The sequence below is a fragment of the Symbiobacterium thermophilum IAM 14863 genome (assembly GCF_000009905.1).
GTDB lineage: Bacteria > Bacillota > Sulfobacillia > Symbiobacteriales > Symbiobacteriaceae > Symbiobacterium > Symbiobacterium thermophilum.
Window position 1 is genome coordinate 2,783,044 of the sequence record NC_006177.1, and the last position, 25,059, is coordinate 2,808,102.

Below are 25,059 nucleotides of genomic sequence, written 5' to 3' on the forward strand. Positions count from 1 at the left end.
GGCGCAGACGCCCGAACTACGCGCCCCCCGGCCAGCGCAGCCGGGCCTCGGCGGCTGCGGCGTCCCACTCCACCACCAGCCCCAGGGCCTCTGCCAGCGCCCTGAGGGGCACGACGGTGGTGCCGTCCTCCAGCCAGCCGGTGAGAAGCAGCCGCCCCGCCGGGTCACGCACCGGGATCGGCCTCCGTCCGTCGTTCAAGTTCGCTGCCACGCTGCTCAGAAACGCCTCCCATCCCCCGGGTCTGCCTCGAAGGACCCGGGGGCAGTCTTTTCCGGACCAGCGGTTGTGCTGCACCACGCATTCGGGGAAGGGCAGGAGCGTGGGCACGGTCTGAATGAGGTAGGCCACCAGGGCGGCGGCGTTGGCCTCGGCGGCGGCCCGGTTGCCGTCGGCGTTCTCGCAGATCTCAATGGCAATGGACTGCCGGTTGCCGGTGCCGTACCAGCCGTCGCCGGCGTGCCAGCCGTTGCGGTCCAGCGGCAGGTGCTGCCGGATCTCCCGGTCGTCGACGGTGAAGTGCCACATCACCTCGCGCTCGATGGCCGCCTGGCTGCGGATATAGCGGCCGTGCATCGCGGCGTTGGCGCCGGGCGCCGGGTTGCCGGTGTCGTGGATGGTGATATAGCGCGGGGTCATGGGAAGCCGCTCCAGCGGGTGGTCCTCCGGCAGCATGTCGGGGATGATGGGGATCACCTGGCGTCGCCTCCTCTCAGCGCCGTCCGGGTCAGGACACAATATGTAAACTAGGAGGACGGTGTGACATGGAGGCGTGACGGGTCAGTCCGACACCTGGAGCAGAAAGAGCCGCCGCCTAAAGCCGCTGCGGGCTTCGCGTTTTTCCCGGCGCACCTGTTCCAGCTGCTCCGGGCGAACGCCCCTGAACTCGGCGATCGCGTACGCGACCTCCAGCAGGTCCGCCAGCTCCTCCAGGCTGCGGCTGGTCAGGTACTCCTGCAGCTCCTCCTCCAGCTTCCGGTGCAGGCTGTCGAGGTAGGCCTGGTCGTCGAGCACGCGGACCACGCACCTTCGGCCGGACGCCTCGATGATTTCCGGGATCCGGTCCCGGACCAGCTTGTGGTACACGGTCATCCTCTTCCGCCCTCCTGGCATGGATCGCCGTGGTCGGATGCCTTCCGGTACACGGGGTGCGTTGGGTGAAACGGAAGCTTCTCCGCGCCGAAAGCAAAAGCGCTGCAGGGCCAACCCTGCAGCAACTTCTGGTCTGGTGGCGGGAGTATGTGGGAATCGAACCCACCAGCCGCAGGATCACTACGGCTCAAGCGGTTTTGAAGACCGTGCGGGCCACCAGGACCCGATCTACTCCCGTCTGCACCCATGACTATATCACAGCTTGACCGCCGCCGCAACGGCCGCCTCAGGCCCGGTTCAGCCGGACCGGCGGCAGCGCCAGCGTGAGCAGCAGCGCCGGCAGCACCAGCGATGCGATGCACCGCATCACCACGAGCACGCCGAAGTGGTCGGCCACGATGCCGAGCACCGAGGTGCCCACGCCGCCCATGCCGAAGGCCAGGCCCAGGTTGAGCCCCGAGGCCAGCCCCAGGCTGCGGGGCATGTACTCCTGAGTCATCACCAGCGTCGTCGTGAATGTGGAGACCACCAGGAAACCGGCGGCGAAGAGGCCGATGAGCAGCGGCCAGCCCCGCAGGGAGGCGAGCACGGCCTGCACCGGCAGCAGCAGGGCGAAGGAGGCGATGAGCACAGGCTTGGTGCCGAACCGGTCCGCCAGCGGCGCGCCCAGCAGCGTCCCGAGCACCCCGGCGAGCAGGTAGGTCGTCTGCACCAGGCCGGCGGTGGCCGGGGCGTTGCCGAGCACGTCGATCCAGAAGAACGGGACGTACGTCGTCATGCCCAGGTGGATGATGGAGCGCAGGATCACCACCAGCGTGATCAGGACCGTGCCCCGCCAGTTGGTCTCGCCGGGCTCCGCCTGCTCCCGCTTCCGGGCCGCCGCCTCCTGCTCGTGGGCCCGCCAGCGGGGCAGGAGCCATATCAGGAAGGCGGCGAGCGCGAGCGGCAGCAGCGCCGCGAGCCCCGTCCCCCGCAGGCCGAAGGCGGCGATCAGGGCCGCGGCGAAGCCCGGCCCCAGCGCGTACCCCAGGTTGCCGCCGACGCTGTAGATCGCCATCGCCAGGGCACGGCGCTCCCCGGCCAGGTTGTGGGCGGCGTGCGCGCCCTCGGGGTGGAAGGCCGCGCTGCCCAGCGCGCTGATCACCACCGCGGCCAGGACCAGCCAGTAGTTGCTGACGTACCCCACCGCCGCGAGGCCGAGCCCGCCCAGGGCCACGCTGAGCGGCAGGAGCCAGCGCATCTCCGACCGGTCGGAGATGATGCCGAAGACGGGCTGGGTGAACGTGGACGTCAGGTTGGCAAACAGCGGGATGAGGCCGACCATGGCGTAGGAGAGCGAGTAGGCCTCCCGCATGGCCGGCAGGAGCGCGACGATCGCGCCGGAGGTCAGGTCAATGACGGCGTGGGTCAGGCTGAGCACCAGCAGGAGGGCGAGGACCGGGCGCCCCGCCGACACGGTGGAGTTCAAGGGCTTCAGATCCTCCTTGCGCGGCTGATATCATAGAGCGTAGCGAGTTGCCTTCGCTCCGGAACCCCGCGGATCCTTCCTCGGGCCGCTGGAGGAGTCTGCTGCCCGGAGTCGAACAGAGCGGGAGGGAATCCCGCAGCCCAGCAATCGGACGACGGAAGTGGTGAACTGGTGAACAAGACCTACTGGGGACTGGCCGTGGTGATGCTCTTCCTCGGGCTCCTACTGACGACGCAGTTCCGCATCACCAGCGAGCAGCATATCGATCCCACCCGACTCCGCATGGACGAGCTGGTCGTCGCCCTCACCGACCGGGAGACGGAGCTGGCGGCCGCGGAGGGGCGCATCAGGGAGCTGGAGCGGGAGGTCTCCGAGCTGCGCCGCTCGCTCAACTCGCCCTCCCAGGAGGCCGAGCTGGAGCGGCTCCGGCTGCTGGCCGGGACCACGGCGGTGACGGGGCCCGGCGTCGTGGTCACCCTGAGCGAGACCCCCGAGGCCGTCACCGCCAAGAACCGTGTGGCGGACGAGGACATCTGGCGGGTGGTCAACGAGCTGTACACCGCCGGCGCGGAGGCCATCGCGGTGGGCGGCGTGCGGCTCACCTCGGTGAGCGGCATCCGCAACGTCGGCGAGCGCATCCTGGTGGGCGAGACGATGATCGCCTCCCCCGTGGAGATCCACGCGATCGGCGACCCCGCCGTGCTGGACGCCTCGCTCAAGCTGCGGGGCGGCGTCATCGACCTGCTCGCCCGGTGGGGCATCAAGGTCACGGTCGTGAAAAGCGACAGCCTGACGCTGCCGCCGCTGAAGACACAGCCCGCCTTCAGGTACGCCAAGCCCGCGGAATCCGCGGGGTCATGAGCGCCCTGGTGCGCCGTCAACAGACCTCGCCGGGCCACGGTCGAAGCGGCTACGGCAGCAGCCGGCCGCTGCGGGTGTACAGCACCATGTGCTTCGGGCTGCGGGCGTAGCCTACCAGGTCCATGCCCAGGTGCGTGGCCAGCCTGACCGCCTGGTCGGTGGCCGCCGTCAGCGTGGCGCCGACGGCGATCTGCGCCCGGCCCAGCTTGGTGGCGGCCTCGTAGCTGATGCGGCCCGAGCTCACCGCCACCACCCGCGTAAAGTCCCACCCCGCCCGCAGGGCGGCGCCGATGGCCTTGTCCAGGGCGTTGTGGCGGCCGATATCCTCCCGCACGATCATCTCGCCGGTCGCCAGGTTCTTCAGCCCGGCGCCGTGGACGCCGCCTGTCGCCGCATAGAGCGGCGTGTTGCGCTGCATCTCCTTCACCCAGTCCAGCAGGTCGGCCACCCGCACCGTCAGCGGGTGGTCCACTTTTTTCAGCAGGAGGGCGTCCTTCAGCGAGCTGAAGGTGACCCCCTTGCCGCAGCCGGCGGTGAGGTAGCGCTTGCGGGTGGAGGCGTCGGGCAGCTCGGTCAGCCCCGGCAGGTCGACCCAGACCATGCCCCGGTCCTCGTCCACCGAGAGCCGGGCCACCTCTCCCAGGTCCCGGATGATCCCCTCGCCAAAAAGAAAGCCGACAGCCCAGTCATCAAGATGGCTGGGCGTCGTCTGCAAGGTCACGATCTCCTGATCGTTGATGTACAGCGTGGCCGGCCGCTCCACCGGCATGGGCGGCAGCTCTCCGAAGTCGGTCATCGTCTCCTCCTCCGTCAGCTCGCGTCCGCCAGCAGCCCCTTGGTGGCCGCCAGCGCCGAACGCAGGATCTCACCCGGGCGCTCGCGCCAGACCCGCTGGCAGGTGCCCAGAAGGTCGGCGATCCCGATGCCGCCCCGACGCTTGCGCGGCGGCAGGAGCGGGAGAAACCGGGCCGCCTCGGGCCCCAGCCTGCGGAGCGCGGCCTCCTCGCCGTCCGAGAACAGCGCGCCCACGCCGCGGCGGTACGCGATCTCCGTGAGGAGTTCGATGGGCTCGGGCAGCATCCCTGCCTGGATCAGCGCGTCGGCCAGGGCCGCCAGCCGCTCGGCGGTGGGGGCGTCCAGCCCCAGGTCGCCCGCCCGGCCGGCGTTGGGGGAGAGCTTCGCCGGGCAGGCCAGGTCGCAGCCGGTGCAGCGGGAGGGGATGAGCAGGGTGTCCCGCACCATGACCGCCTTGATCCGCGTGCGCCCCAGTGCGGCTGCGACGCCGCTGCCGCCCGCGAAGTGGCCCTCGTGCACCATCGTCGCGAAGGGCACGTGGTGGTCCGCCGCGGGGCCCAGCACCATGGTCGCCCAGTAGGGGCCCGTCTCCAGGTAGAGCTGCCGGGCCACGTCGGGCACCTCCAGCCCCCAGAGGTGGCCGCCGTCCAGGATGCGGACCCCTTCCGGCTCCAGAACCAGCACGCCGGGGTGTTCCAGCCGGCCGTCGATCACGACGGCGTCATACCCCGCCCCCTTCAGCGCCGCGGCCATGCGGCCGCCCATGGAGGAGAAGACCATCCGTCCGTCCACCACGGCGCCCATGGCCAGGCGGCCGGCCATCGCGTCCGAGAGGGGGCCGGTGGCCAGGACAATCCGCGCCGACGGGGCCTCTGCCAGCAGGCTCGCCACGAACCCGACGCCGCCGATGTAGCCCCGCTTCAGGGCCGTCGGCGTCGGCTCGACGCGCGCGGTGCGGCGCCCGAGGTCCACGTAAAGGATCTGCTCGGCATAGGCCCACGTCGTCACGGAAGTTCCCTCCTCCGCTGCCGCAGCAGCTAGTCCCCCACTGCCTCCAGCCCCTCGGTCTCCCGCTCCCGCGGGCCGAGGATGGAGGGCAAGGTTTCCACGAACCAGGTGTAGATGACCACGGTGCCGGCGGTGGCGCCGACGCTGAACAGGATCTCCGGGACCGACGGCGTGTACTGGGCGCCCAGCGCATCCATCAGGGCCGTGAAGCCCACGTTCAGCCGCAGGGCGATCATACCCAGCACGGTGAGCAGGCCGCCGGCGAACAGCCCCTTCTGGGTGAACCGGGCCCGGGAGAAGAGGATGGCGATCGGGGCCACGTAGCCCAGCAGGATCTCCGCCCACCAGAGCGCGGTCTCTACCCGGGGCACGAAGATCTGCCCGATCTGCCCCTCGGCGGCCATGGCGCCGAGACGCCAGGCCAGCACGAAGCTGAGGATGCCGGCGACCCACGGCGCCAGGCGAGCCAGCAGGTCGGTCTCGAACTTGATCTTGTAGTACCGGCTGGTCAGGTGTTCGATGACCATCATCATGCCCATGCCGGTGGCGATGGAGGTCAGCAGGAAGACGTAGTTCAGCCAGGGGTGGTACCAGAGCGGATCCATCCGCTTGCCGGTGATCATGAACAGGGTGCCCAGGGACGAGTGGTGCATCGTCGAAAGCATCACGCCCACCAGCACGAACCCCGGCAGGATCTTGTGGAGCAGGTGGTCGGCCTTCTTGACCCAGGGCCGCTTCTGCTCCTCCGCCACCCGGCTGATGTTCTCGAAGAAGAGCACGATCAGGTAGAGGAACACGCACCAGGCGATCTCAAACAGCGGCGAGTGCAGGTTGCCGCCCCGCACGATCGGGTAGATGATGCGCCAGGGGATCCCGATGTCGAACGCCAGCCGGACGCCCATGGAGAGGTACATGATGGCCGCCCAGATCACCGCCCGGCGGTTCAGGTACTCGTACCGCTCGCCGCCCGGCGTGAAGTAGCGGATGAAGGCCATCACGAACCCCGTGGCGCCCAGCGGCACCACCACCACGACGTCGTAGATCTTCCACAGGCCCCAGGGCATCGAGTCGTTGAGCCCCGTGGCGGCGCCCAGGCCCATGAAGAGGCGCCAGACCGCCACCACCGCCGCCGCACCGAAGAGGGCGAGCAACAGCCCCTTGCCCGGCGACATCCGCCAGCGCCACCACTCCATCCGCAGAAGCCTGGTCGGCTTGTGCGTCGCGTTCATGGTGCTCACTGCTCGCCACCCCCCTTCGCCAGCGCCTCAAGCTGGGCGCGCCGCCGCGAGTAGGCCATGAGTCCCAGCGACAGGGCTGCGACGCTGCCCACCAGGACCGGCAGCTGCCGCATGGCCTTCCAGGTGAAGCCGGGCACCGACTCGGTCGTGACGTCGGTGTTCAGGGCGGTCAGGTCCAGCGGCACGGGGGAGATGTACAGGACGGCGGTGCCGCCCGCCTCGTGCTCGCCGTACACGTGGTCGATGTACCGGCCGCCCCCCTCGGCGATGCGCTGCCTGGCGAGCTTCAGCAGCTCTTCCCGCTCGCCGAAGAGGATGGCGCCGCTGGGGCAGGTGGCCGCGCAGGCCGGCTCCAGGCCCTCCGAGATGCGGTCGTAGCACAGGGTGCACTTCTGCATGCGGGGCACCGGCTTGTCGTACTCGTACTTGGGCACACCGAAGGGGCAGCCCAGCTGGCAGTAGCGGCAGCCGATGCACTTGTCGTGGTCGATGGTGACCGCGCCGTTCGCCTGCCGCTTGATGGCGCCGGCGATGCAGACCGACTCGCAGGCCGGCTCCAGGCAGTGCATGCAGCCGGACTTGGTGAAGGTGGCCACGGTGCGGCCGTTCACCTCGGCGGTCACGAAGTCGATGGTGGTCCAGGTGTAGGCCGAGCGCTTCTGCGGGTTGGTGAAGTCGGGCCCCACGCTCGTGTCCTCACCCGGGAGGTCGTTCCACTGCTTGCAGGCCACCTGGCAGCCCCGGCAGCCCATGCACTTGGACAGGTCGATGAGCATCCCGTAGGTCATGAGCTTACCCCCTTACCGGGCCGGAGCCGCCGGCCTTCTTCACGTTGCACAGGAACGCCTTGTACTCGGGGATCTGGGTGTTGGCGTCGCCCACGTGCGGCGTGAGCACGTTGGCCGAGGCGCCGGTGAACTTGCCCATGAAGCCCCAGTGCCAGGGCATGCCCACGATCTCGATCTCCCGGCCGTGGACCCGGACCGGCCGCATGCGGGGCGTGACCATCGCCGGGGCGACCAGCGAGCCGCGGACGGTGGTCACCTCCACCCGGTCGCCCGACTGCACGCCCAGCTTGGCCGCCAGGGTCGGGGAGATCTCGACGAACATGTCGGGCATCATCTCGCCCAGCCACGGCAGCGACCGGGTCATGGCGCCGGACTGCCAGTGCTCGGTCACCCGGTAGGTGGTGCAGATGTACGGGAACTCGGGGTTCTCGGCCTCGGTGAGGGCGCCGAACTCGCCCTTGCCGGAGATGACGGCCACGGGGTTGAACTGCCGCCGGTTGAACCGGTTGGACACCGGCGACTCCACCGGCTCATAGTGCTCGGGGATGGGGCCGTCCTTCATCCCGGAGGGCGACCAGAGCGCCCCCACGCCCTCCTGCATCATGATGAACGGGTTCTGCGCCGAGACCTCGGGCGGGTTGGTGGCGACGAAGTCAGGCACGTCCTGCGCGATGAACTTCTCGCCGTCCCACCGGAAGAGCGGCCGCTCCGGATCCCACGGCTGGCCGTGCTCGTCCATCGAGCAGCGGTTGTACAGGATCCGACGGTTGACCGGCCAGGCCCAGGCCCAGCCCAGGTGGGTGCCCAGCGTCGTGCCCGGCTCGTCCTTCACCCGGCTCCGGCACTTCGGGGTCTCGAAGTTGTCGAAGTAGCCGGCGTAGATCCAGCAGCCGCAGGCGGTGGAACCGTCGTCCTGCAGGTTGCCGAAGGTCGTGAGCCCCTTCCGGTCGGCCCAGGTGTAGCCGTTGATCTCGAAGGCCACCTTTTCCGCCGAGGGGTGGTCGCCGTCGTCGTAGTCCCAGTGCAGCTGCAGGATGGGATCGGGGAAGGCGCCGCCCTCGGTGGCATAGAGCTCACGCAGCTTCTTGAAGAGCCGGTCCGCGATCCAGAGGTCGTCCCGGGAGTCGCCCATGGGCTCCACGGCCTTGTCGCGCCACTGGATCCAGCGGCCGGAGTTGGTGACGGTGCCGCACTTCTCGTAGGAGGCGGCGGCGGGCAGCAGGAAGACCTCGGTCTGAATCTCGGCCGGATTCATGCCCGGGCCCTTCCAGAAGGCCGCCGTCTCGGTCTCGAAGAGGTCGACCACGACCAGCCAGTCCAGGTTCGCCAGGGCCGACCGCTCCTTCGTGACGTTGGGCCCGCCCACGGCGAAGTTCTGGCCCCAGGCAAACAGGCCCTTCAGCTCGCCGCGGCCCATCGCCTCGAAGATGGACATGTGGGAGTGGTCCCGGTGGTCCAGCTTCGGCAGGTAGTCGTAGGCGAAGTCGTTCTCCGCCGTGGCGTTCTCGCCCCACCAGGCCTTCAGCAGCGAAACCATGAACTTGGGCCGGTTGGTCCAGTAGCCCGACTTGGGCGTCGACGCCTGGTAGGCCGCCAGGGTCGGGTGCTGCGCCGCAGACGGCATGGGCATGTAGCCGGGCAGGTTATTCCAGAGCATCGCCATGTCGGTGGAACCCTGCACGTTGGACTCGCCCCGGTGGGCGTTCACGCCGCCGCCGGGGATGCCGATGTTGCCCAGCAGGAGCTGCAGCATGGCCACCGCCCGCACGTTCTGCGAGCCGTGGGACGACTGCGTGATGCCCATGGCGTACATGATGTTGCCCGCCTTGTCGGGCCGGCCGGTGGAGGTGAAGAGCTCCGCGACCTCCAGGAACTCCTCGACCGTCATGCCGCAGGTCTCGGCGACCATCTCGGGCGTGTACCGCGCGTAGTGCTTCTTCATGAGCTGGAAGACGCACTGCGGGTGCTGCAGCGTCGGATCCTTCTTGATGTTGCCGTCCTCGTCCACCTGGTACTGCCAGGTGGCGGTGTCGTACTTCACCTGGCCGTCCTCGCCCACCTGGGCGCCGGAGAAGAGGCCTTCCTCGAACTTGAAGTCCGGGTGGATGAGGTAGCTGGCGTTGGTATACTTGGCCACGTACTCGTGGAAGTACCGGCCGTGGGTCATGGCGTAGTTCATGAGCCCGCCCAGGAAGGCGATGTCGGTGCCCGGGCGGATCTGCACGTACAGGTCGGCCTTCGCGGCCGTGCGGTTGAACTTGGGGTCAACCACGATCAGCTTCGCACCCCGGGTCTCCCGCGCCCGGTCGATCCAGCGCATGGAGATGGGGTGGTTCTCCGCCGGGTTGGTGCCCAGCACCATGAACACGTCGGTGTTCTGGTAATCAGTCCAGTGGTTCGTCATCGCGCCGCGTCCAAACGTGGGGGCCAGACCGGCCACCGTGGAGCTGTGTCAGAGACGGGCGTGATGTTCCAGGCGGACAATCCCCAGGCCGCGCATCAGCTTGGCGAGGACGTAGTTCTCCTCGTTGTCGAGGGCCGCCGAGCCGATGTGGGCCATCGCGAAGGTGCGGTTGACGGTGACGCCGTTTTCGTCCACCCGCTCGAAGGTGGCGTCGCGGGCCGCCTTTACGTTCCGGGCGATGCGCTCAATCGCCCAGTCCCAGTCCTTCTCCTCCCAGTCGGTGGCGCCAGGGGCCCGGTAGAGGACCTTGGTGAGCCGCCGCGGGTTGGGCTGGTACTGGTTGTTCTTGTCGGCGACGATGCGCAGGTTGGCGATGGACGCGCCCTTGGGACAGAGCGTGCCCTCGTTGATCGGGTGGTCGGGGTCGCCGTTCACGTGCACGACCTCCCCGTCCTTCACCCAGAGCTGAATCCCGCAGCCCACCGAACAGTAGCAGCAGATCGTCCGGTAGTCTTTGGCGCCCTCGATCTTCAGATCATCCCGCTCCTTCGCCTCGGCCTTGCCGCCGAGCCCCAGAAGCGAGAGGGCACCCCCCGCCGCCAACGAGCTCTTCAAGAGATCACGTCGGGTCAGGGCCAAGCTTTCCACCCCCATGCGTAGCTCCGTATGCCCGATCGCAGGGCACATTGCGCCCATTGCGCACGACGTACGGTTTACTTCAGATCATACCTTTGGCTATGCCGCCCCGAAATAGCGCAGGATGGAGGTTTCGCAATAGCACAGTTGGCCTCTGGGTCTAATTGTTAGCCCGCTCACAAACCCTCGGACGAGTTGTTACCCCCGTCACAAAGGGTCCACGAAAGCTGCCTGGATCACGTTCGTACTAGTGCTTTTGGTCTAACGTCCGTTGATACAAGTCGCTATCGGACTCCTTTTTCTTACGTTTTTGCAACACCCGTGATGGCGCGCCGCGGGGCGCCGCCGCAATCGGCGGAGGCCCCCCGGTCGTCCGGCGGTGTCCATCCGGCCGTGCTGATTTCGGTCGTATAGTTCTATTGCACTAGTACCCTAACGCCATCCTTTGCCTAGACCTTGCTTGTGAAGGCTGTCACGATGGTGCCACCCCTCGCGCCCGCAACACCTCCCCCGGCGCGGTTGGCGCCCCTCGCTCCCCTGCCCCTTCCTCCCCCCAGCGCGGGAAGGTTGCAGGATTGTAAGCCGCCCGCCCGCTTCTGTAAGGCCGTTCACAGGCAGGCCCGTCCGGGAGCGGTTACGATGGAGGCAAGACCAACCATCTCGGCCAGAGGAGGATGACAGATGCTGCACAGACTCGCGAGAAGAGCCGGCCGGCTCCTGGCCGCCTGGGCCATTCTGGCGGCGCTGACCGCCCACCCGGCCGCCGCGGACACAGGTGTACCCCAACTGCCCCGCTTCCCGACCAAGCCCACCGAGGTGGTCGTCATCGGCACCATGCACTCGGCGCAGCTGGAGTACGCGGAGCACAGCCCGGCGCGGATCCGGGCCTTGCTCAACCGCATCGACCCGGCTGCCGTGGGCGTGGAGACGCCGCCCCAGTGGTATGCGGAGGACGTCTACTTCGAGGTCGCCTACGAATCGTACGGGGTGGCCGTCCCCTGGGCTCGGGAGAAGGGCCGGGAGGTCCGGCCGGTGGACTGGACGGCCGACCCCCTGGAACAGGTCAACGCGCTGCTGTGGCCGGCGGTGAACCCTGAGCCCGACCCCGGTGGGTCCGGCGAGGAGAGAATCACCTACGAAGACCTCCTCCAGTCGTGGGACGTGCCGCCCCTGCTCTTCGCCGACACGCCGGAGTGGCACGACGCCGTCAACCGATCCTACGCCAACGCCGACGCCAACCCCAACCCGTACGGCGAGGCCGGGCGCCGCTACATGCTCTACCGCAACCTGATGATCGCCCGGGAGATCGTCAACATGGCCGCCGACCACGAGGGGAAGCGGGTGGTGGTCCTGATCGGCGCCGCCCACAAGCCGGACCTGGACCTCTTCCTCGCGACCGTGCCGAACATCGTCGTCCGCCAGGCCTCTGAATGGGACGGGGCGACCGCGGCGGAGGTGGCCGCGGAGGAGCGGCGGGCGGACCACCTGGCCATCCTCTGGTACAACCTGGCCGGCACCCGGCGCATCAAGGACGGGGACGTCGACCTCACACGGATGGACCGGCTGCTCGCCGGCCTCGAGAAGGCGACGCCGCTGGACCCCGAGGTCCGTTTCCTCCGGGCCCGCTGGCACCACGTCAGGGGCGACACGGCCCGGGCGGTGGCGCAGTACGCGGCGCTGGCCTGGGGTCAGACGTGGGAGGACCGGCCCTTCACCTTTCCGGACGTCGGCCTGTACAAGCGGATGATGGACTGGTCCAACGCCTACGCCTCGATGGGCCAGACGGTGGAGTACGGCATCGACAACGTGTTCTCGCCGGTGGGGAACCTGACCGTTCGGCAGCGGGTACTCTATGAACTGGCCACGCAGGAGCACGACCCCGCGGCCCGGGAGCGGGCCCGCCACGAGCTCCTGGCCGAGCCGCTGAACGTCCGGCAGCGCCAGCAGTTGCAGGCGCTGCTGAACCCGCCGGCCGCCGAGCAGCCCTGACGGCCGCTCGGCCCGGGATGCCCCCGCGCCAGGGGCGCCTGCAGGCGGTGACCTGCAGGCGCCCCTGGCGCGGGTAGGGACTGGGCGAACAGGCGCCGAATGTTAAAGGGCACGAACGGTTGGAGGGACATCGACTTGCTGCATCTGCTGGAGAGCTTCTGCGCCGCGGCCGAGACCGGCAGCCTCAACAAGGCCGCCGAGATGCTGCACCTCTCGCAGCCCGCCATCACCCGCCAGATCAAGTCGCTGGAGGCCCAGCTGGGGGCCGTGCTGCTCACACGGACGCCCCGGGGCGTGGAGCTGACGCCCGCGGGACAGGCGGTGCTGCCCCACGCCCGCGCCGCCCTGGCCGCGGTCGCGGCGTGCCGCCACGCGGCCGCCCAGGCCTCCGGCGCCGGCCCGGGCCGGCTGCGCATCGCCGCCGGCATGATCATCACCCTCTACACGCTGCCGCCGGTGATCACCGCCTTCCGCGAGGCCTACCCCGCCATCCCGGTCGACCTGCGGCCGGGGCACAACCGCGAGGTGCTCCACCAGCTCCTGGAGTACGAGGCGGACGTCGCCTTCCTCGCCTCCCGCGTCTCGGCGCCCGGCGTCAAGGCGATCAAGCTCTTCTCCGACCCGATGCTGCTGGTCACCCATCCGGCGGCAGAGCCGCTGGAGCGGCTGCGGGACCTCGCGGGGCGGACGCTGCTGGTCCTCCAGCCGGGCGCGGGCATGCGCCACGAGGTGGAGGAGGCCCTCACGGAGCACGGGGTGTCCTGCCGGCTGGTGGAGCATCCTACCGTGGAGACCATCAAGACCGCCGTGATGCTGCAGATGGGCGTCACCATCCTGCCGGCGTCGGCGGTGCGGGAGGAGGTGCGGGACGGCCGGCTGGCCGCACGGCCCGTCGCCGACTGGCCCGGCTCCGGCCGCACCGTGCACGCCTACGTGCGGGCTGAGGGCGTCCTGCCCGAGCAGGTGCGGACGTTCATCCATATGGTGAAGCAGCACTACCGCGACGGCTGACCGGCTTTGACGGCGGTCAGCCGGTGCGCTATTCTAACGTTTGGTTACGTACATCTTTCGGCTGTTGACATTCGCCGACAGCCTGTGAAAGCAGGTGGATCCATGCGCTCCCCAACGCCGTCTGAAGGATTGCTGGCGGACGAGTACGCCCTCGAGATGATGCGCGCCTACTGGCTGGCCGGGCAGCACCGGCGCCGGGTGGTGAAGGAGGTCTTCTTCCGCAAGGCCCCCTTCGGCGGCCGGCTGGCCCTCGCGGTGGGCATCAACCAGGTCGCCCGGTATCTGGCGGAGCTGAAGCTCTCCGACGAGGACCTGGAGTACATCGCCGGCCTGGGCTTCGAGCCGGAGTTCGTCGAGCACCTGCGGGGCCTGCGGTTCACCGGGACCATGCGCGCCGTGGCCGAGGGCACCTTCGTCTTCCCCGGCGAGCCGATCATCACCCTGGTGGGCCCCATCGAGGAGCTGACCTACGTGGAGGCCCGCATCCTGAACATCGTCAACCCGCAGACCCTGGTGGCGACCAAGGCGTTCCGGGTGGTGGAGGCCGCGGAGGGCGACCCGGTCATCGAGATGGGCCTGCGCCGGGCCCAGGGCGGGGACGCCTCCATCTACCACAGCCGGGCCGCGTACATCGCCGGGGTGGACTCGACCTCCAACCTGGAGGCCGGCCGGCTCTTCGGCATCCCGGCCCGGGGCACCCACGCCCACGCCCTGGTCATGCTGGGCGGCGACGAAAAGGAGGCCTTCCGGCTCTGGGCGCAGTCGCAGGTCAAGCTGGGCCGCCGGCCCACCTTCCTCATCGACACCTACGACACGCTCAGGTCGGGGTTGCCCAACGCCATCGCCGTCGCGCGCGAGATGGGCATCCGCATCGGCGCCGTCCGGCTCGACTCCGGCGACCTGGCCTATCTCTCCAAGGAGTGCCGCCGGATCCTGGACGAGGCCGGCTTCCGGGACGCGAAGATCGTCGCCTCCGGCGACCTGGACGAGTACGTGATCCGGGACCTGAAGCTGCAGAAGGCGCCCATCGACATGTGGGGCGTGGGCACCAACATGGTGGTCGCCGCCGACCAGCCGTCCCTGGGCGGCGTGTACAAGCTCACCGCCGTCGAGGAGAACGGGGCCTGGTCGCCCCGCATCAAGGTGTCGGAAAACCCCGAGAAGGTGACCCACCCGGGCGGGCCCAAGCAGCTCATCCGCTTCCGGAGCAAGGAGACCGGCTACTACCTGGCCGACCTGCTGATGCTGCCGGACGAGCCGCTGCCCGACCCCGCTCAGCCCTTCCTCATCTTCGACCCCGTCCACACGTGGAAGAAGACGCTCCTGCGCAACTTCACCGTGGAGGATCTGCTGCTCACCTACATCCAGGACGGCCGGCAGCTCCTGCCCGATCAGCCGCCCGACAAGGTGACCGCGGCGGCCCGGGAGTGGGTGGCCGTGCAGCGCAAGCGGTTCTACGAGGAGATCCAGCGGCTCACCAACCCCGCCGCCTACAAGGTGGACCTCTCCGAGCCCCTGTGGAAGCTGAAGATGCAGATGCTGGAAAGCTCAACCAGACACTGAAATCGCAACCCCCCGCAGCCCGAGCGGCCGCGGGGGCACACTTTTTCTTGGGAGGGTGACCATGCAGAACCAACCGCTCACACTCGACCTGCTTCCCCAGGCCGTGGACCTCTGGAACCGGACGCTGGGGGACCTGTTCCCCATGCGCCCGGAGTTGATGGCGTCCAACCTGTGGAACGAGCCCAGCTTCGACCCGGAGGGCAGCCGGGCGATTCTCGCCGGGGGCCGCATGGTGGCCCTGGTGGCCGTCAAGCGGCGGCAGCACCCCATGCACACCCTGCCCGCGGACCAGCAGGGCTGGATCTCCGCCCTGGTCGTGGATCCCGCCTTCCAGGGCAAAGGCGTCGGCAGCGCCCTGCTCCGGGACGCCCTCACCCACCTGGGGCGGTACGCCGCCGAGCCCGTGGCCCTGGGGTCGGACCCCGGCCACTTCTTCCCCGGCATCCCCCTGGACTGCCGCCGGGCCCTGGACTGGTTCGCCCGGCGCGGGGCCCAACTGGGCGCCCTGGAATGCGACCTGGCGAACACCGAAATGGCCACATACGAGCACCCCGAGGCGGCCCGGCGAGCGTTCGCCCGGGAACCGGGCATCATCTACCGGCCTATGGCCCCGGGCGAGGAGGAGGCCGCTCTCGCCTTCATGCGCCGGGCCTTCCCCGGCCGCTGGGCGTGGGAACTGGAGCGGCATCTGGCCGGCGGCGGGCTGCGGGAGGACGTGATGCTGGCCCTGGAAAACAGCGCCATCGTGGGATTCGCCCGCATCGCCGGGCCCTGGTCCCGGCACTTCTCGCCGGGGATCTACTGGGCGCCGCGCTTTCAGGGCCCCCACGGCAGCCTGGGGCCCATCGGGGTGGCGCCGGAGGCCCGGGGCCGCGGCATCGGCCTCGCCCTGCTCTCCGCCTCCCTGGCCGAGCTGCGGGACCGGGGGGTGCGGAGCGCCGTGATCGACTGGACGCAGCTGGTGCGCTTCTACGGCATCGCAGGCTTCCGGCCCTGGATGTGGTACGTGCGGGCGACGATGCCCGCGGGCGGCGGGGGGTAGGCCCCTTCGCCCGGGGCACCATCCCCGGCCTCACCGCGCCCGGGCCGTGACCGACGGGTGGATCTGGTACGCCAGCCGCACGGTGCGCACCACCGCCAGCCGGCCGGGCAGCACGGGTATCCCCTCTGCGGCCGAGCGGGCGAGATACGGCGATGGCCCCGGCGCCGCCTCCGTGCTCACCTCCCGCACCGGCCCCAGGGCCACCCCCAGGGCCCGGGCCAGGACTGCCGCCTGCCGCTGCGCATCCTGCACCGCCTGCGTCAGAGCCGCCGCCTCCGCCCGCTCCCGCTCGCGCACCGTGAACTGCACCCCGTCGACCCGGTTGGCGCCGGCGGAGACCGCCAGGTCGATGATCGCCCCCACCCGGGCCAGATCCCGCAAGGTGACGGCGAGGGTCGCCGTCGCCTCGTAACCGGTGAGCCGGGTTTCGCCGCCATCCCGGGGCCGGTCGAACACTGGGTTCAGCGCAACCTCCTGCGTCTGCATCTGATCGGCGGCGAGTCCCGCCTGCATCAGGGCCTGCACCACCCGGTTCAGCGCGGCCGCAGTCTGCTCGTAGGCTGCCGCGGCCTGCGGCGCCCGCGCCGTGAAGCCCAGGGTCAGGCGTGCGGTGTCCGGCGCCGCCCCGGCCTCCCCCACCCCCGTCACCTGGAGCGTCGGCGGTTCCACCGGCCCGGCGGCGAAGCCCGCGGGGTAACCCATGAACGTGCCCATCGTGCGCTCCTCCTTCCCGCGTGCGTCGTCGCGAACAATCTATCGCGCCGCACGCCCGGATAGGCCCGCGACCGTGGCGCACGAGGAAGGCCCGGGCCGGAGCCCGGGCCGGTGAGAAACGGGGAGCGCACGCCGGCCTTACCCCGCCCTCAAATATTGCCAGAGCTGCTTCAGGGTGGGCCGGGCGCCGAAGCTGAGCAGCGCGGCCCGGTAGATCCGGCCGCTGGCCCACCAGAGCAGCGCGGTGGTGGCCGCCAGCAGCGCCAGGGAGACGGCCACCTGCACCGCGGGCACATCGGCCATCATGACCCGCATCAGCATGACGATGGGCGTCCAGAGCGGGACGAAGGAGAGCGCCGTCGCCAGGGTGCCGTTGGGGTCGTTCATCACCGGGGTGAGGAGGAACATCGGCAGCATCATGAGGATCAGCACCGGCGAAACCATGGTCTGGCTGTCCTCCATGCGGCTGACGGTGGCGCCCAGGGCCGCCAGCACCGAAGCGTTCATGGCGTAGGAAAGCACCACGAAGGCCGCGATGAGCAGCGCGACGCCGGGGGTGAGGCCGGCCATCGATGCGCCGATCGCCCGCATGGTGAGGGCGCTCCCGGCCAGCCAGGCGGCCATCATGCCGATGTACTGGAGGATGCCCAGCAGGCCCAGGCCGAGGATCTTGCCCAGCATCATCTCGGAGGGCCTGACGGCGGCCGCCATCACCTCCACCACCCGCGAGACCTTCTCCTCCAACACGCCCTGGAAGACGAACTGGCTGTTCATCATGCTGATCATGTAGACCGACATGATCGCCCCCAAGGCCAGGAACAGCGTCCCCAGGAACTGGTCCGACGCGCCCTCCTCTGCCGACCGGAGCTGCAGGGTCTCCAGGGTAAGCGGCTGCAGCACCTCCTGGGCCAGCTCCTGGGGCAGGCCCCGCTGCTCAAGCCGTGCGGCCCGGACCAGCTGCACGAGGGGATCGGTGACCAGGTACGAGTCCGACAGGTCGCCCATGCTGTTGTAGAGCAGCCGGGCGTGCACGGCGTCCGGGTAGGTCCCGTCGAGGATCAGCAGCACGGAACCCTGCGCGCGGGCCTCGGCCATCAGGGTCCGCTCGTCGCCCTCACCGGGCGTGAGCACCACTTCCCGTCCGCCTTCCATGGCGGCCACCGCCTGCTGCAGGGGGGCCAGCAGCTGCCCGGTGCGGTCCAGGACGACCACCGACAGCGGCGCGCTGGATCCGCCCATGAGGAGGGGGATCGCCGTGGCCGCGAACACGACGATCATCATGATCAGGGTGGAGGCGATGAAGGCGCCGGACTTGATGCGGCTCGTGAACTCGCGCCGTGTGACCAGCCACAGGTTACGCATCGGCCCCACCCACCTTCTCGATGTAGATTTCCCGCAGCGACGGCTCGCCCAGGGAGTACTCCGTCACCGTGCCGGCGGACATCGCCCGGGCCAGCAGCTGGTTCGGATCCAGCGTATCGGGAACGGCCACTTCAACGGCCCCGCCGGCGGCGGACTGGGTGCGGATGCCGGGGAACTCCCGCAGGAAGCTGTAGTCGCCCGAATCCACCCGGAGCCGCACGGTCTGGCGGCGGGCGGCCCGCTTCACCTCCCGCAGGGTGCCGGCGAGCACCACCCGCGAGCGGTGGAGCAGGACCACATCGTCACAGAGGGCCTCCACCTGGTCCATGTTGTGGGACGAGAAGAGGATGGTCGTCCCCTCCCGGGCCAGCGTACGGAAGGCCTGCTCCATCACGAGGGTGTTCATCGGGTCCAGCCCCGTAAACGGCTCGTCGAGGATGCACAGCTCCGGCCGGCTGGCGGCGGCCGCCGCGAACTGCACCTTCTGCTGGTTGCCCTTGGAGAGCTGCTCCACTCTCCGCAGGGCGTACTCGCCCAGCTCCAGCCGCTCGATCCAGCGGTCCACCTGCCGCGCCGCCTCGGCGTGCGACAGGCCCTTCAGCTGCGTCAGGTAGATGAGCTGCTCCCTGACCTGCATCTTGGGGTAGAGCCCCCGCTCCTCCGGCAGGTAGCCGAACGTGGAGCGGATGGCGTCGGTCACCGGCCGGCCCTTCCACTGAATCTCGCCCCGGTCCGGCAGGAAGATGCGCATGATCATGCGCATCGTGGTCGTCTTTCCGGCGCCGTTGGAGCCCAGCAGACCGCACACCCGCCCGGCCGGCACGGTGAAGCTGACGCCCTGCACCGCTCTGACGGGGCCGAAGGCCTTGTATACGTCCAGCACCTGCAGCGTCACATTATCCCTCCGTCGTGCGCGAGTTCCTAACACTTTCTAGACGCCTTTGACTGCAAATCCGTTCACTGCCCATCCCGGTTCGGTTCCCCGGGAGCCAGGGTGCCCACTCTTTCGCCGCGTCCGACGCGCCCAAGGCCGTGCCGGCGTTCACACACTTGACTCTGGATGCAAGCAATGGTACATTTGAGTTGCGTGTACACGCAAGTGTAAGGAGTGAGGTCCGCTTGACCGACCACGACCGGCTGAGGCAGCTCATCCAGTTCCGGTACTCGCCGCTGCTCGACCTGGCGCTTTCCCTGCTGGTGATCCAAAACCCCGAGCGCTTCGGCACCGCCGCCCCCTGGGAGCAGCGGGTGCTGGAGCGGCTGCCGCCGGGCCTGCTGGAGCGGCTGCACGGGCACGCCCAGCGGACCGACCTCTTCGCCCTGGCCCTGGAGCTGGAGGAGTCGGCGCCGCTGCCCACCCCCGACGCCCTGCGCGGCCTGGCGGACCGGCAGCCGGAGCTCGCCGCCGACCTGCTGGCGTACTGGGAGGCCATCTCGCCGGAGATCGGCGCCCGGGTGGGGCTGCTCACGGAGTCCATTCAGCGGGAGGCGGCGCTGCTGGCCCAGATCGATCCCGTCTCCTTCATCTCCCGTTTCTCCGACCGGGTGGGGGTGGCCGGGGACGGCGACGCCCTGATCCTCCACTGGGGCAAGGGGATGCGGGTGCCGCTGGGGGACCTCAGCCGCATCCTCTTCGTCCCCTCGGCTTTCAGCCCCCGCCGCCTGATGTTCTACCGCCTGGACCGGACGCAGATCTTCTTCTACAACCCGGAACATCCCGCGGCCAGCCAGCCGGAGGAGGCGCCGGAGAGCCTCTTGCTGGGCTTTTCCGCCCTGGCCGACGCCACCCGCTTCAAGCTCCTGCGCCTCATCGCGCAGGAGCGGCTGCCGGCGCAGGAGATGGCAAAGCGCCTCGGCCTCAACGAGTCCACCGTCTCCCGCCACCTGCGCCTCCTGGTGGAGGCCGGGCTGGTGGGGCGGGCCGGCCAGGAGGGCAAGTTCATCCTGTACGAGCTGAATCCGGAGCGCATCGACCAGCTGGCCGCACAGGCCAAAGCCTACCTCGGGAGGGATTCTGATGACGGCGTCGACGGTGATCTGGCGCTTCAGAACCGCAACCGAACCCTGGACGAGTGACCGGAGCCTGGCTGAACTGGCCGCCCTCACCCTGGCACAGGGGGGACGGGCCGCCCTGCGGACGTGGACCGGATCCGGCGGAGACAGCCATTCCGGGGACGGGACGGCCGCTGTGCCGGACGGCGTCGCCTACGTGCACGGGGAGCGGCATGACCTGTGGTGGGAGTTCACCCTGGAGGCCTCCTTCCGGTGGCAGGCTCACCTCTGCCGGCTGCGCCCGGACGTGTACCGGCAGCGGCTCCGCCGCGTGACCCGCGCCCTGGGGCTGGAAGAGGTGCTGCAGCGGGAAGTGGCCTCGCTGACCCACGGAACCCGGGCCCTGGCCGACTTGGCGGTTGCCCTGATGCAGAAGCCCCGGCTCCTGCTCTGGGAGGAGCCCTTCTACTACATGGGGCGCGATGAGGCGCTGCGCGCCGTGCGCCTGGTGGAAGCGGAGCACCTGGCCGGCATGACCGTGGTGGCGGTGGCCCGGGAGGCGCCGGGTCTGGCCGACCTGCCGGCGGAGCCCCGGCGGCCCCACCTCCGCCGGCTGCGCGCCGCCCAGTAGGCAGGGGGGTGTGCTTCCATGCGTGCACCCTCCCGACTGGCCCTCTGGGCGCTGTGCGCGGCCCTGCTGATCGGCGTTCTGGGCGATCAGCTCATCCTGCATGCCCCGGACCTGGGCATGGGCGGCTTCCTCTGGGTGGCGGCGCTGGCCGCGGCGACGGTCGTGCTCGCCCGGTGGGTGCCGGAGGCCGAAACGCCCGCGGCCGAGTCCGCACCGGCCCTGCAGGTGGAAAGGGGGCGGCACGGGTCCCTGCAGGGCGAGGGGCGCTGGCTGCTGGCCGCTGCGGTGGTGTTCGCCGCCTGCCTGGCCTGGCGCGCCTCGCCGGTGCTCCAGTTCCTCAACCTGCTCGCCATCGGCCTCAGCCTGGGGCTGGCCGCCCTCACGCTGCGGGACGGAGGGCTGAGCCGGGCCGGCATCCTCACCTACCCCCTGGGCCTCGTGCTGTCGGCCGCGCACCACGCCGCGGGCCCCTTCTGGCTGCTGTTCAGCGATGTGGACTGGAAAGGGCTTTCCCGCGGCCCCGGGTCCCGGCGCGCCGCTGCGGCTCTGCGCGGCCTCGTGATCGCCGTCCCCCTGCTGCTGCTCTTCGGCAGCCTGCTGGCCGCGGCGGACGCCGTGTTTGCCGCCCTGCTGGACCGCGCCTTCGTCTGGAGGTCCGGCAGCTGGCTGCTCCATCTCTTCGGCACGCTCTTCTTCGGGTTCCTCGCCGCCGGCTTCCTGCGCACCGGGCTGATCCGGCAACCCGGCGGGCTGCCCCGGCTGGACGCCAGCGGGGTCGGGGAGAGGGGCAGCTTCGCACTGGGCCCGGTTGAGACCGGCGTCGTGCTCGGCCTGCTCAACCTGCTCTTCCTCGCCTTCGTGCTGGTCCAGATCCGGTACCTGTTCGGCGGCGCCGACCTCGTCATGGCCACCGCCGGTCTCACCTACGCGGAGTATGCCCGCAGCGGGTTCTTCGAACTGGTCCAGGTCACCGCCCTGGTGCTGCCCGTCCTGCTGGCCCTGCACTGGGCCCTGCCGGAGGAGGACCGGGCCGCGCACCGGCTTTTCCGCCGGCTCGGCACGCCGCTGATCGCGCTGCTCTTCAGCGTCATGGCGTCGGCCGTGCAGCGGATGTGGCTCTACGTGCTGGAGTACGGCCTGACCGAACTCAGGCTCTACGCCACGGCCTTCATGGTCTGGATGGCCTTCCTCTTCGTCTGGTTCCTGGCCACGGTCATGCGGGGCGCCCGGGAGCGCTTCGCCGCCGGGGCGCTGGCGGGCGGCCTCGCCGTGCTGCTGCTCCTGCACGCCGTGAACCCCGATGCGCTCATCGCCCGCATCAACGTCGCCCGGGCGGTGGAGACGGGCCGGTTCGACGCCGGGTACGCAGCCTCGCTGGGACCCGATGCGCTGCCGGTGCTGGTGGAAGCTTTGGACCGCCTGCCGGACCCGGCGCGCGCCGAGCTGGAGGCGCGGCTCGAGGAGCGCATCCATCGGCCGCCGAGCGCCGACTGGCGGGCGTGGAACTGGGGGCGCGCCCGCGCGGCGCAAGTGGCTTCAAGCCTGCGAACGGAATAGGAGAGACTAAGGGGGGCGCGTGCCGGCGCCCCCTTTCGCTGCGCGTGAACCCGTCCGCACCGAACCTGAGACGCAGGAAAGCGACTCTTCATTTAGAGATGGGGGCAGCTCCCACCCCCTGATGCCCCGGGCATCTTTCCCGCAGTTCCCCGGAACCGAGGAGGCAGAACGATGGAACGAACGGACTGGCACACGCTGACGCCCGCTGAAGTCACCGAGCGGCTGCAGGTCGACCCCGGGCCGGGGCTCACGGCCGCGGAGGCCGCGCAGCGGCTGGCCCGGCACGGCCCGAACCGGCTGGCCGAAGAGAAGCGGCGCAGCATGCTGGCGGCATTCATCGATCAGTTCCGGGACCCCCTGGTGCTCATCCTGCTGGCGGCCGCGCTCCTGGCGCTGGTCCTCAGGGAGTTCCTGGACGGCGGAGCGATCCTCGCCATCGTCATCCTGAACGCCGTGCTCGGGCTGGTCCAGGAGTTCAAGGCCGACCAGGCCCTGCAGGCCCTGAAGGAGCTCAGCGCACCCCACTGCAAGGTGAGGCGGGACGGCCGGGTGATCGAGATCGACACCCGCGAGCTGGTGCCGGGCGACATCGTGGTGCTGGAGGCCGGCGATCCCGTGCCCGCCGACCTGCGCCTGCTCCGGTCCGCCATGCTGCAGATCGACGAGTCGCTGCTGACCGGCGAGTCCGTGCCGGTGGAGAAGGACGCGGACAAGACCCTGGAAGCCGGCGCCCCGCTGGCCGACCGGGTGAACATGGCGTTCATGTCCACGGCCGTCACCTACGGCCACGGCGAGGGGGTGGTCGTCGGCACGGGCATGCGCACCGAGGTGGGCCGCATCGCCGACAGGCTGCAGGAAGAGCCCCAGGAGGCGACGCCGCTGCAGAAGCGGCTCTCCCACTTCGCCCGGGTGCTCGGCGGGGCCATGCTGGTGCTGGTCATCCTGCTCGGCGCCGTGGGCCTGTGGCGGGGCATGCCCTGGCTGGAGGTGCTGATGGTCGCCGTCTCGCTGGCGGTGGCGACGATTCCCGAGGGGCTGCCGGCGGTCACCACCATCGTGCTCGCGCTGGGGATGCAGCGCATGGCCCGGCGCAACGCGGTCATCCGCCGGCTGTCCGCCGTGGAGACCCTGGGCTCCGCCACGTTCATCTGCTCCGACAAGACCGGCACCCTCACGCAGAACAAGATGACCGTCACCCGGCTCTGGCTGCCGGAGGAGTGGGTGGCGCCCGATCAGCCCCACCCGCTGGAAAGCCGGGCCGGCCTGCTGCTGGCCGCCGGCGCCCTCTGCACCGACGCGAGCCTCTCGGAGGAGGACGGCGAGTACCGGTCCGTCGGCGACCCGACGGAGACCGCCCTGGTCCTGGGCGCGGCGAAGGCCGGGCTGGACAAGCGCGACCTGGAGGCGCGGCATCCGCGGGTCGCCGAGGTGCCCTTCTCCTCGACCCGCAAGCGCATGACCACCTTCCACGCGCTGGGCGATCCGGACGAGGGCTACACCGGCATCGTGAAGGGCGGGCCCGACGTGGTGCTCGCCCGCTGCACGCGCATCCGCACGGCCCAGGGCACCGAGCCCATGACCCCCGGGCGCCGCCGGGCGGTGGAGGAAGCCAACCGGGAGATGGCCGAGCAGGGCATCCGCGTCCTGGCGGTGGCCTTCACGGCCCCCCGGACGGAACTGCCGGAGGACCCCGCGGCGCTGGAGGAGAACCTGGAACTGATCGGCCTGATCGGGATGACGGACCCGCCGCGGCCCGAGAGCGCGGCGGCCGTGCGGAAGGCCCACGAGGCGGGCATCCGCACCATGATGATCACCGGCGATCACGCGACCACGGCGCTGGCCATCGCCCGGCAGGTCCACATCGCCGGTGCGGACGACCGGGTGCTGAGCGGCCCCGATCTGGAGGAGATGGACGACGCCGCCCTGGAGAAGGCCGTGCGCACGGTGCCGGTATACGCCCGGGTCTCGCCGGATCACAAGCTGCGCATCGTCGAGGCGCTCCGGCGGCAGGGCCACGTGGTGGCGATGACCGGCGACGGCGTCAACGACGCGCCCGCCCTGAAACGGGCCGACATCGGCGTCGCGATGGGCGTGGTGGGCACCGGCGTGGCCCGGGGCGCGGCCGACATGGTCCTGATGGACGACAACTTCGCCACCATCGTGGCGGCCGTGGAAGAGGGGCGCACCATCTACGCCAACATCCAGAAGGCCACGTTCTTCCTGCTTTCGGCCAACGTCGCCGAGATGGCGATCATGACCGTCGCCATGCTGGCCGGCTGGCCCGTGCCATTGCAGCCGATCCACCTGCTGTGGGTCAACCTGGTCACCGACTCGCTGCCGGCCATCGCCCTGGGCGTGGAGCCCGCCGAACCCGGGATCATGCGGCAGAAGCCGCGGGACCCCCGGGAGCCGGTGCTGACCTCCCGGCTCCTCACCCTGATGGCCATCCAGGCCGTGTTCCTGGGTGTCGCCGTACTGGCCGCGCTGTTCCTGGGGATGCGGGCCGGGGCCGCGGGCAACCCGGTGGCGACCGGCTCCACCTACGCCTTCGCGACCCTGGCCATCGGCGAGCTCTGGTGGGCGCACAGCTGCCGCAGCCTGACCCGGGCCCCGTGGCGCATCGGGTTCTTCCGTAACCGGGTGGCCTGGCTCGCGACCGGCGTGGGCTTGCTGCTGATGGTCGCGGTCATGAGCATCCCCTTCCTGCAGCCCTTCTTCAAGGTGACGCCCATCGGCCTGCAGGGGTGGCTCACGGTGCTCATCCTGTCGCTGATCCCCACGGCCTTGATGGAACCGGTCAAGTGGGTCTTCGCCCGCCGGAAGAAGTAGGGCGGGTGAACCCCGGGCCCCTGCAGGGCCCGGGGTTTCCTGTCGTCTGCGCAGGAGAATCCCGTGAGAAATGCCAACCTG

General features: G+C 70.0%; 20 protein-coding genes and 1 tRNA gene. 9 read left to right on the forward strand and 12 right to left on the reverse strand.

Features of this window, described 5'->3' with window-relative positions; translation table 11 throughout:
• Window positions 1-16: 16 nt before the first annotated feature.
• The 4 genes from STH_RS12905 to STH_RS12915 form a co-directional block, all read right to left on the reverse strand.
• Window positions 17-694, reverse strand: coding sequence for an N-acetylmuramoyl-L-alanine amidase (locus tag STH_RS12905; RefSeq protein ID WP_011196715.1), 678 nt, complete (start codon window positions 692-694; stop codon window positions 17-19).
• A gap of 84 nt (window positions 695-778) precedes the next feature.
• Window positions 779-1,090: a nucleoside triphosphate pyrophosphohydrolase gene (locus STH_RS12910; protein WP_043714108.1), complete on the reverse strand. Its 312-nt coding sequence runs from the start codon at window positions 1,088-1,090 to the stop codon at window positions 779-781.
• 137 nt (window positions 1,091-1,227) lie between these two features.
• Window positions 1,228-1,326: transfer RNA gene (locus STH_RS18515), tRNA-Sec, on the reverse strand.
• Window positions 1,327-1,376: 50 nt separating this feature from the next.
• On the reverse strand, window positions 1,377-2,558 hold the full coding sequence (locus tag STH_RS12915; RefSeq protein ID WP_011196717.1) for an MFS transporter: 1,182 nt from the start codon (window positions 2,556-2,558) through the stop codon (window positions 1,377-1,379).
• Between the two features lie 171 nt (window positions 2,559-2,729).
• Here STH_RS12915 and STH_RS12920 point away from each other — a divergent pair, with 171 nt between their 5' ends.
• A complete protein-coding gene (locus STH_RS12920) occupies window positions 2,730-3,419 on the forward strand; it encodes a DUF881 domain-containing protein (RefSeq protein WP_011196718.1) in 690 nt (229 codons plus the stop codon).
• A gap of 49 nt (window positions 3,420-3,468) precedes the next feature.
• Here STH_RS12920 and fdhD read toward each other — a convergent pair whose 3' ends face one another.
• Genes fdhD through fdnG form a run of 5 tightly spaced genes read right to left on the reverse strand, consistent with a single transcriptional unit; the run spans window position 3,469 to window position 10,306 of the window.
• On the reverse strand, window positions 3,469-4,215 hold the full coding sequence (gene fdhD, locus STH_RS12925; RefSeq protein WP_011196719.1) for a formate dehydrogenase accessory sulfurtransferase FdhD: 747 nt from the start codon (window positions 4,213-4,215) through the stop codon (window positions 3,469-3,471).
• Between the two features lie 14 nt (window positions 4,216-4,229).
• Window positions 4,230-5,222: an aldehyde ferredoxin oxidoreductase N-terminal domain-containing protein gene (locus STH_RS18520; protein WP_011196720.1), complete on the reverse strand. Its 993-nt coding sequence runs from the start codon at window positions 5,220-5,222 to the stop codon at window positions 4,230-4,232.
• Window positions 5,223-5,251: 29 nt separating this feature from the next.
• A complete protein-coding gene (locus STH_RS18525) occupies window positions 5,252-6,460 on the reverse strand; it encodes a hypothetical protein (protein ID WP_043714111.1) in 1,209 nt (402 codons plus the stop codon).
• Window positions 6,457-7,248, reverse strand: coding sequence for a 4Fe-4S dicluster domain-containing protein (locus tag STH_RS12940; protein ID WP_011196722.1), 792 nt, complete (start codon window positions 7,246-7,248; stop codon window positions 6,457-6,459). The genes STH_RS18525 and STH_RS12940 overlap by 4 nt, the downstream gene beginning before the upstream one ends.
• A gap of 4 nt (window positions 7,249-7,252) precedes the next feature.
• Window positions 7,253-10,306: a formate dehydrogenase-N subunit alpha gene (gene fdnG, locus STH_RS12945; RefSeq protein WP_420834784.1), complete on the reverse strand. Its 3,054-nt coding sequence runs from the start codon at window positions 10,304-10,306 to the stop codon at window positions 7,253-7,255.
• 663 nt (window positions 10,307-10,969) lie between these two features.
• Between fdnG and STH_RS12955 the strand changes: the two genes are divergently transcribed.
• From STH_RS12955 to STH_RS12970, 4 genes are all read left to right on the forward strand, one after another.
• Window positions 10,970-12,277, forward strand: a complete 1,308-nt coding sequence (locus STH_RS12955) for a hypothetical protein (protein WP_043714114.1) — start codon at window positions 10,970-10,972, stop codon at window positions 12,275-12,277.
• Window positions 12,278-12,412: 135 nt separating this feature from the next.
• Window positions 12,413-13,288 carry a LysR family transcriptional regulator gene (locus tag STH_RS12960; RefSeq protein ID WP_011196726.1) on the forward strand — a complete coding sequence of 292 codons (876 nt, stop codon included), beginning with the start codon at window positions 12,413-12,415 and terminating at the stop codon, window positions 13,286-13,288.
• 102 nt (window positions 13,289-13,390) lie between these two features.
• A complete protein-coding gene (locus STH_RS12965; protein ID WP_011196727.1) occupies window positions 13,391-14,851 on the forward strand; it encodes a nicotinate phosphoribosyltransferase in 1,461 nt (486 codons plus the stop codon).
• Window positions 14,852-14,912: 61 nt separating this feature from the next.
• Entirely contained in the window at window positions 14,913-15,893 is a 981-nt protein-coding gene (locus STH_RS12970; RefSeq protein WP_011196728.1) for a GNAT family N-acetyltransferase, read from the forward strand.
• A 30-nt stretch (window positions 15,894-15,923) separates the two neighbouring features.
• On the opposite strand, the gene STH_RS12975 is transcribed toward STH_RS12970, so the two are convergent.
• From STH_RS12975 to STH_RS12985, 3 genes are all read right to left on the reverse strand, one after another.
• The gene (locus tag STH_RS12975; protein WP_011196729.1) at window positions 15,924-16,607 is read right to left on the reverse strand and encodes an SIMPL domain-containing protein; all 684 of its coding nucleotides are present in this window, start codon (window positions 16,605-16,607) and stop codon (window positions 15,924-15,926) included.
• 138 nt (window positions 16,608-16,745) lie between these two features.
• Window positions 16,746-17,969, reverse strand: a complete 1,224-nt coding sequence (locus STH_RS12980) for an ABC transporter permease (RefSeq protein ID WP_011196730.1) — start codon at window positions 17,967-17,969, stop codon at window positions 16,746-16,748.
• A complete protein-coding gene (locus STH_RS12985; protein WP_011196731.1) occupies window positions 17,962-18,864 on the reverse strand; it encodes an ABC transporter ATP-binding protein in 903 nt (300 codons plus the stop codon). Before STH_RS12985 ends, STH_RS12980 begins: the two co-directional genes overlap by 8 nt.
• A 224-nt stretch (window positions 18,865-19,088) precedes the next feature.
• On the opposite strand from STH_RS12985, the gene STH_RS12990 reads away from it, so the two are divergent.
• The 4 genes from STH_RS12990 (at window position 19,089) to STH_RS13005 (ending at window position 24,978) form a co-directional block, all read left to right on the forward strand.
• The gene (locus STH_RS12990; RefSeq protein ID WP_011196732.1) at window positions 19,089-20,045 is read left to right on the forward strand and encodes an ArsR/SmtB family transcription factor; all 957 of its coding nucleotides are present in this window, start codon (window positions 19,089-19,091) and stop codon (window positions 20,043-20,045) included.
• The gene (locus STH_RS12995; protein WP_011196733.1) at window positions 19,987-20,592 is read left to right on the forward strand and encodes an ATP-binding cassette domain-containing protein; all 606 of its coding nucleotides are present in this window, start codon (window positions 19,987-19,989) and stop codon (window positions 20,590-20,592) included. The genes STH_RS12990 and STH_RS12995 overlap by 59 nt, the downstream gene beginning before the upstream one ends.
• An 18-nt stretch (window positions 20,593-20,610) precedes the next feature.
• On the forward strand, window positions 20,611-22,149 hold the full coding sequence (locus tag STH_RS17490) for a DUF4153 domain-containing protein (protein WP_011196734.1): 1,539 nt from the start codon (window positions 20,611-20,613) through the stop codon (window positions 22,147-22,149).
• A gap of 171 nt (window positions 22,150-22,320) precedes the next feature.
• Window positions 22,321-24,978, forward strand: coding sequence for a cation-translocating P-type ATPase (locus STH_RS13005; RefSeq protein ID WP_011196735.1), 2,658 nt, complete (start codon window positions 22,321-22,323; stop codon window positions 24,976-24,978).
• Window positions 24,979-25,059 lie beyond the last annotated feature (81 nt).

What these genes read in the sequence shown, in the direction of transcription:
- STH_RS12965 (WP_011196727.1), top strand. Translation starts at nt 13,391, where the DNA reads ATGCGCTCCCCAACGCCGTCTGAAGGATTGCTGGCGGACGAGTACGCC.
- STH_RS17490 (WP_011196734.1), top strand. Translation starts at nt 20,611, where the DNA reads ATGCGTGCACCCTCCCGACTGGCCCTCTGGGCGCTGTGCGCGGCCCTG.
- STH_RS12955 (WP_043714114.1), top strand. Translation starts at nt 10,970, where the DNA reads ATGCTGCACAGACTCGCGAGAAGAGCCGGCCGGCTCCTGGCCGCCTGG.
- STH_RS12980 (WP_011196730.1), bottom strand. Translation starts at nt 17,969, where the DNA reads ATGCGTAACCTGTGGCTGGTCACACGGCGCGAGTTCACGAGCCGCATC.
- STH_RS12940 (WP_011196722.1), bottom strand. Translation starts at nt 7,248, where the DNA reads ATGACCTACGGGATGCTCATCGACCTGTCCAAGTGCATGGGCTGCCGG.
- STH_RS12975 (WP_011196729.1), bottom strand. Translation starts at nt 16,607, where the DNA reads ATGGGCACGTTCATGGGTTACCCCGCGGGCTTCGCCGCCGGGCCGGTG.
- STH_RS12970 (WP_011196728.1), top strand. Translation starts at nt 14,913, where the DNA reads ATGCAGAACCAACCGCTCACACTCGACCTGCTTCCCCAGGCCGTGGAC.
- STH_RS12910 (WP_043714108.1), bottom strand. Translation starts at nt 1,090, where the DNA reads ATGACCGTGTACCACAAGCTGGTCCGGGACCGGATCCCGGAAATCATC.
- STH_RS12995 (WP_011196733.1), top strand. Translation starts at nt 19,987, where the DNA reads ATGACGGCGTCGACGGTGATCTGGCGCTTCAGAACCGCAACCGAACCC.
- STH_RS13005 (WP_011196735.1), top strand. Translation starts at nt 22,321, where the DNA reads ATGGAACGAACGGACTGGCACACGCTGACGCCCGCTGAAGTCACCGAG.
- fdhD (WP_011196719.1), bottom strand. Translation starts at nt 4,215, where the DNA reads ATGACCGACTTCGGAGAGCTGCCGCCCATGCCGGTGGAGCGGCCGGCC.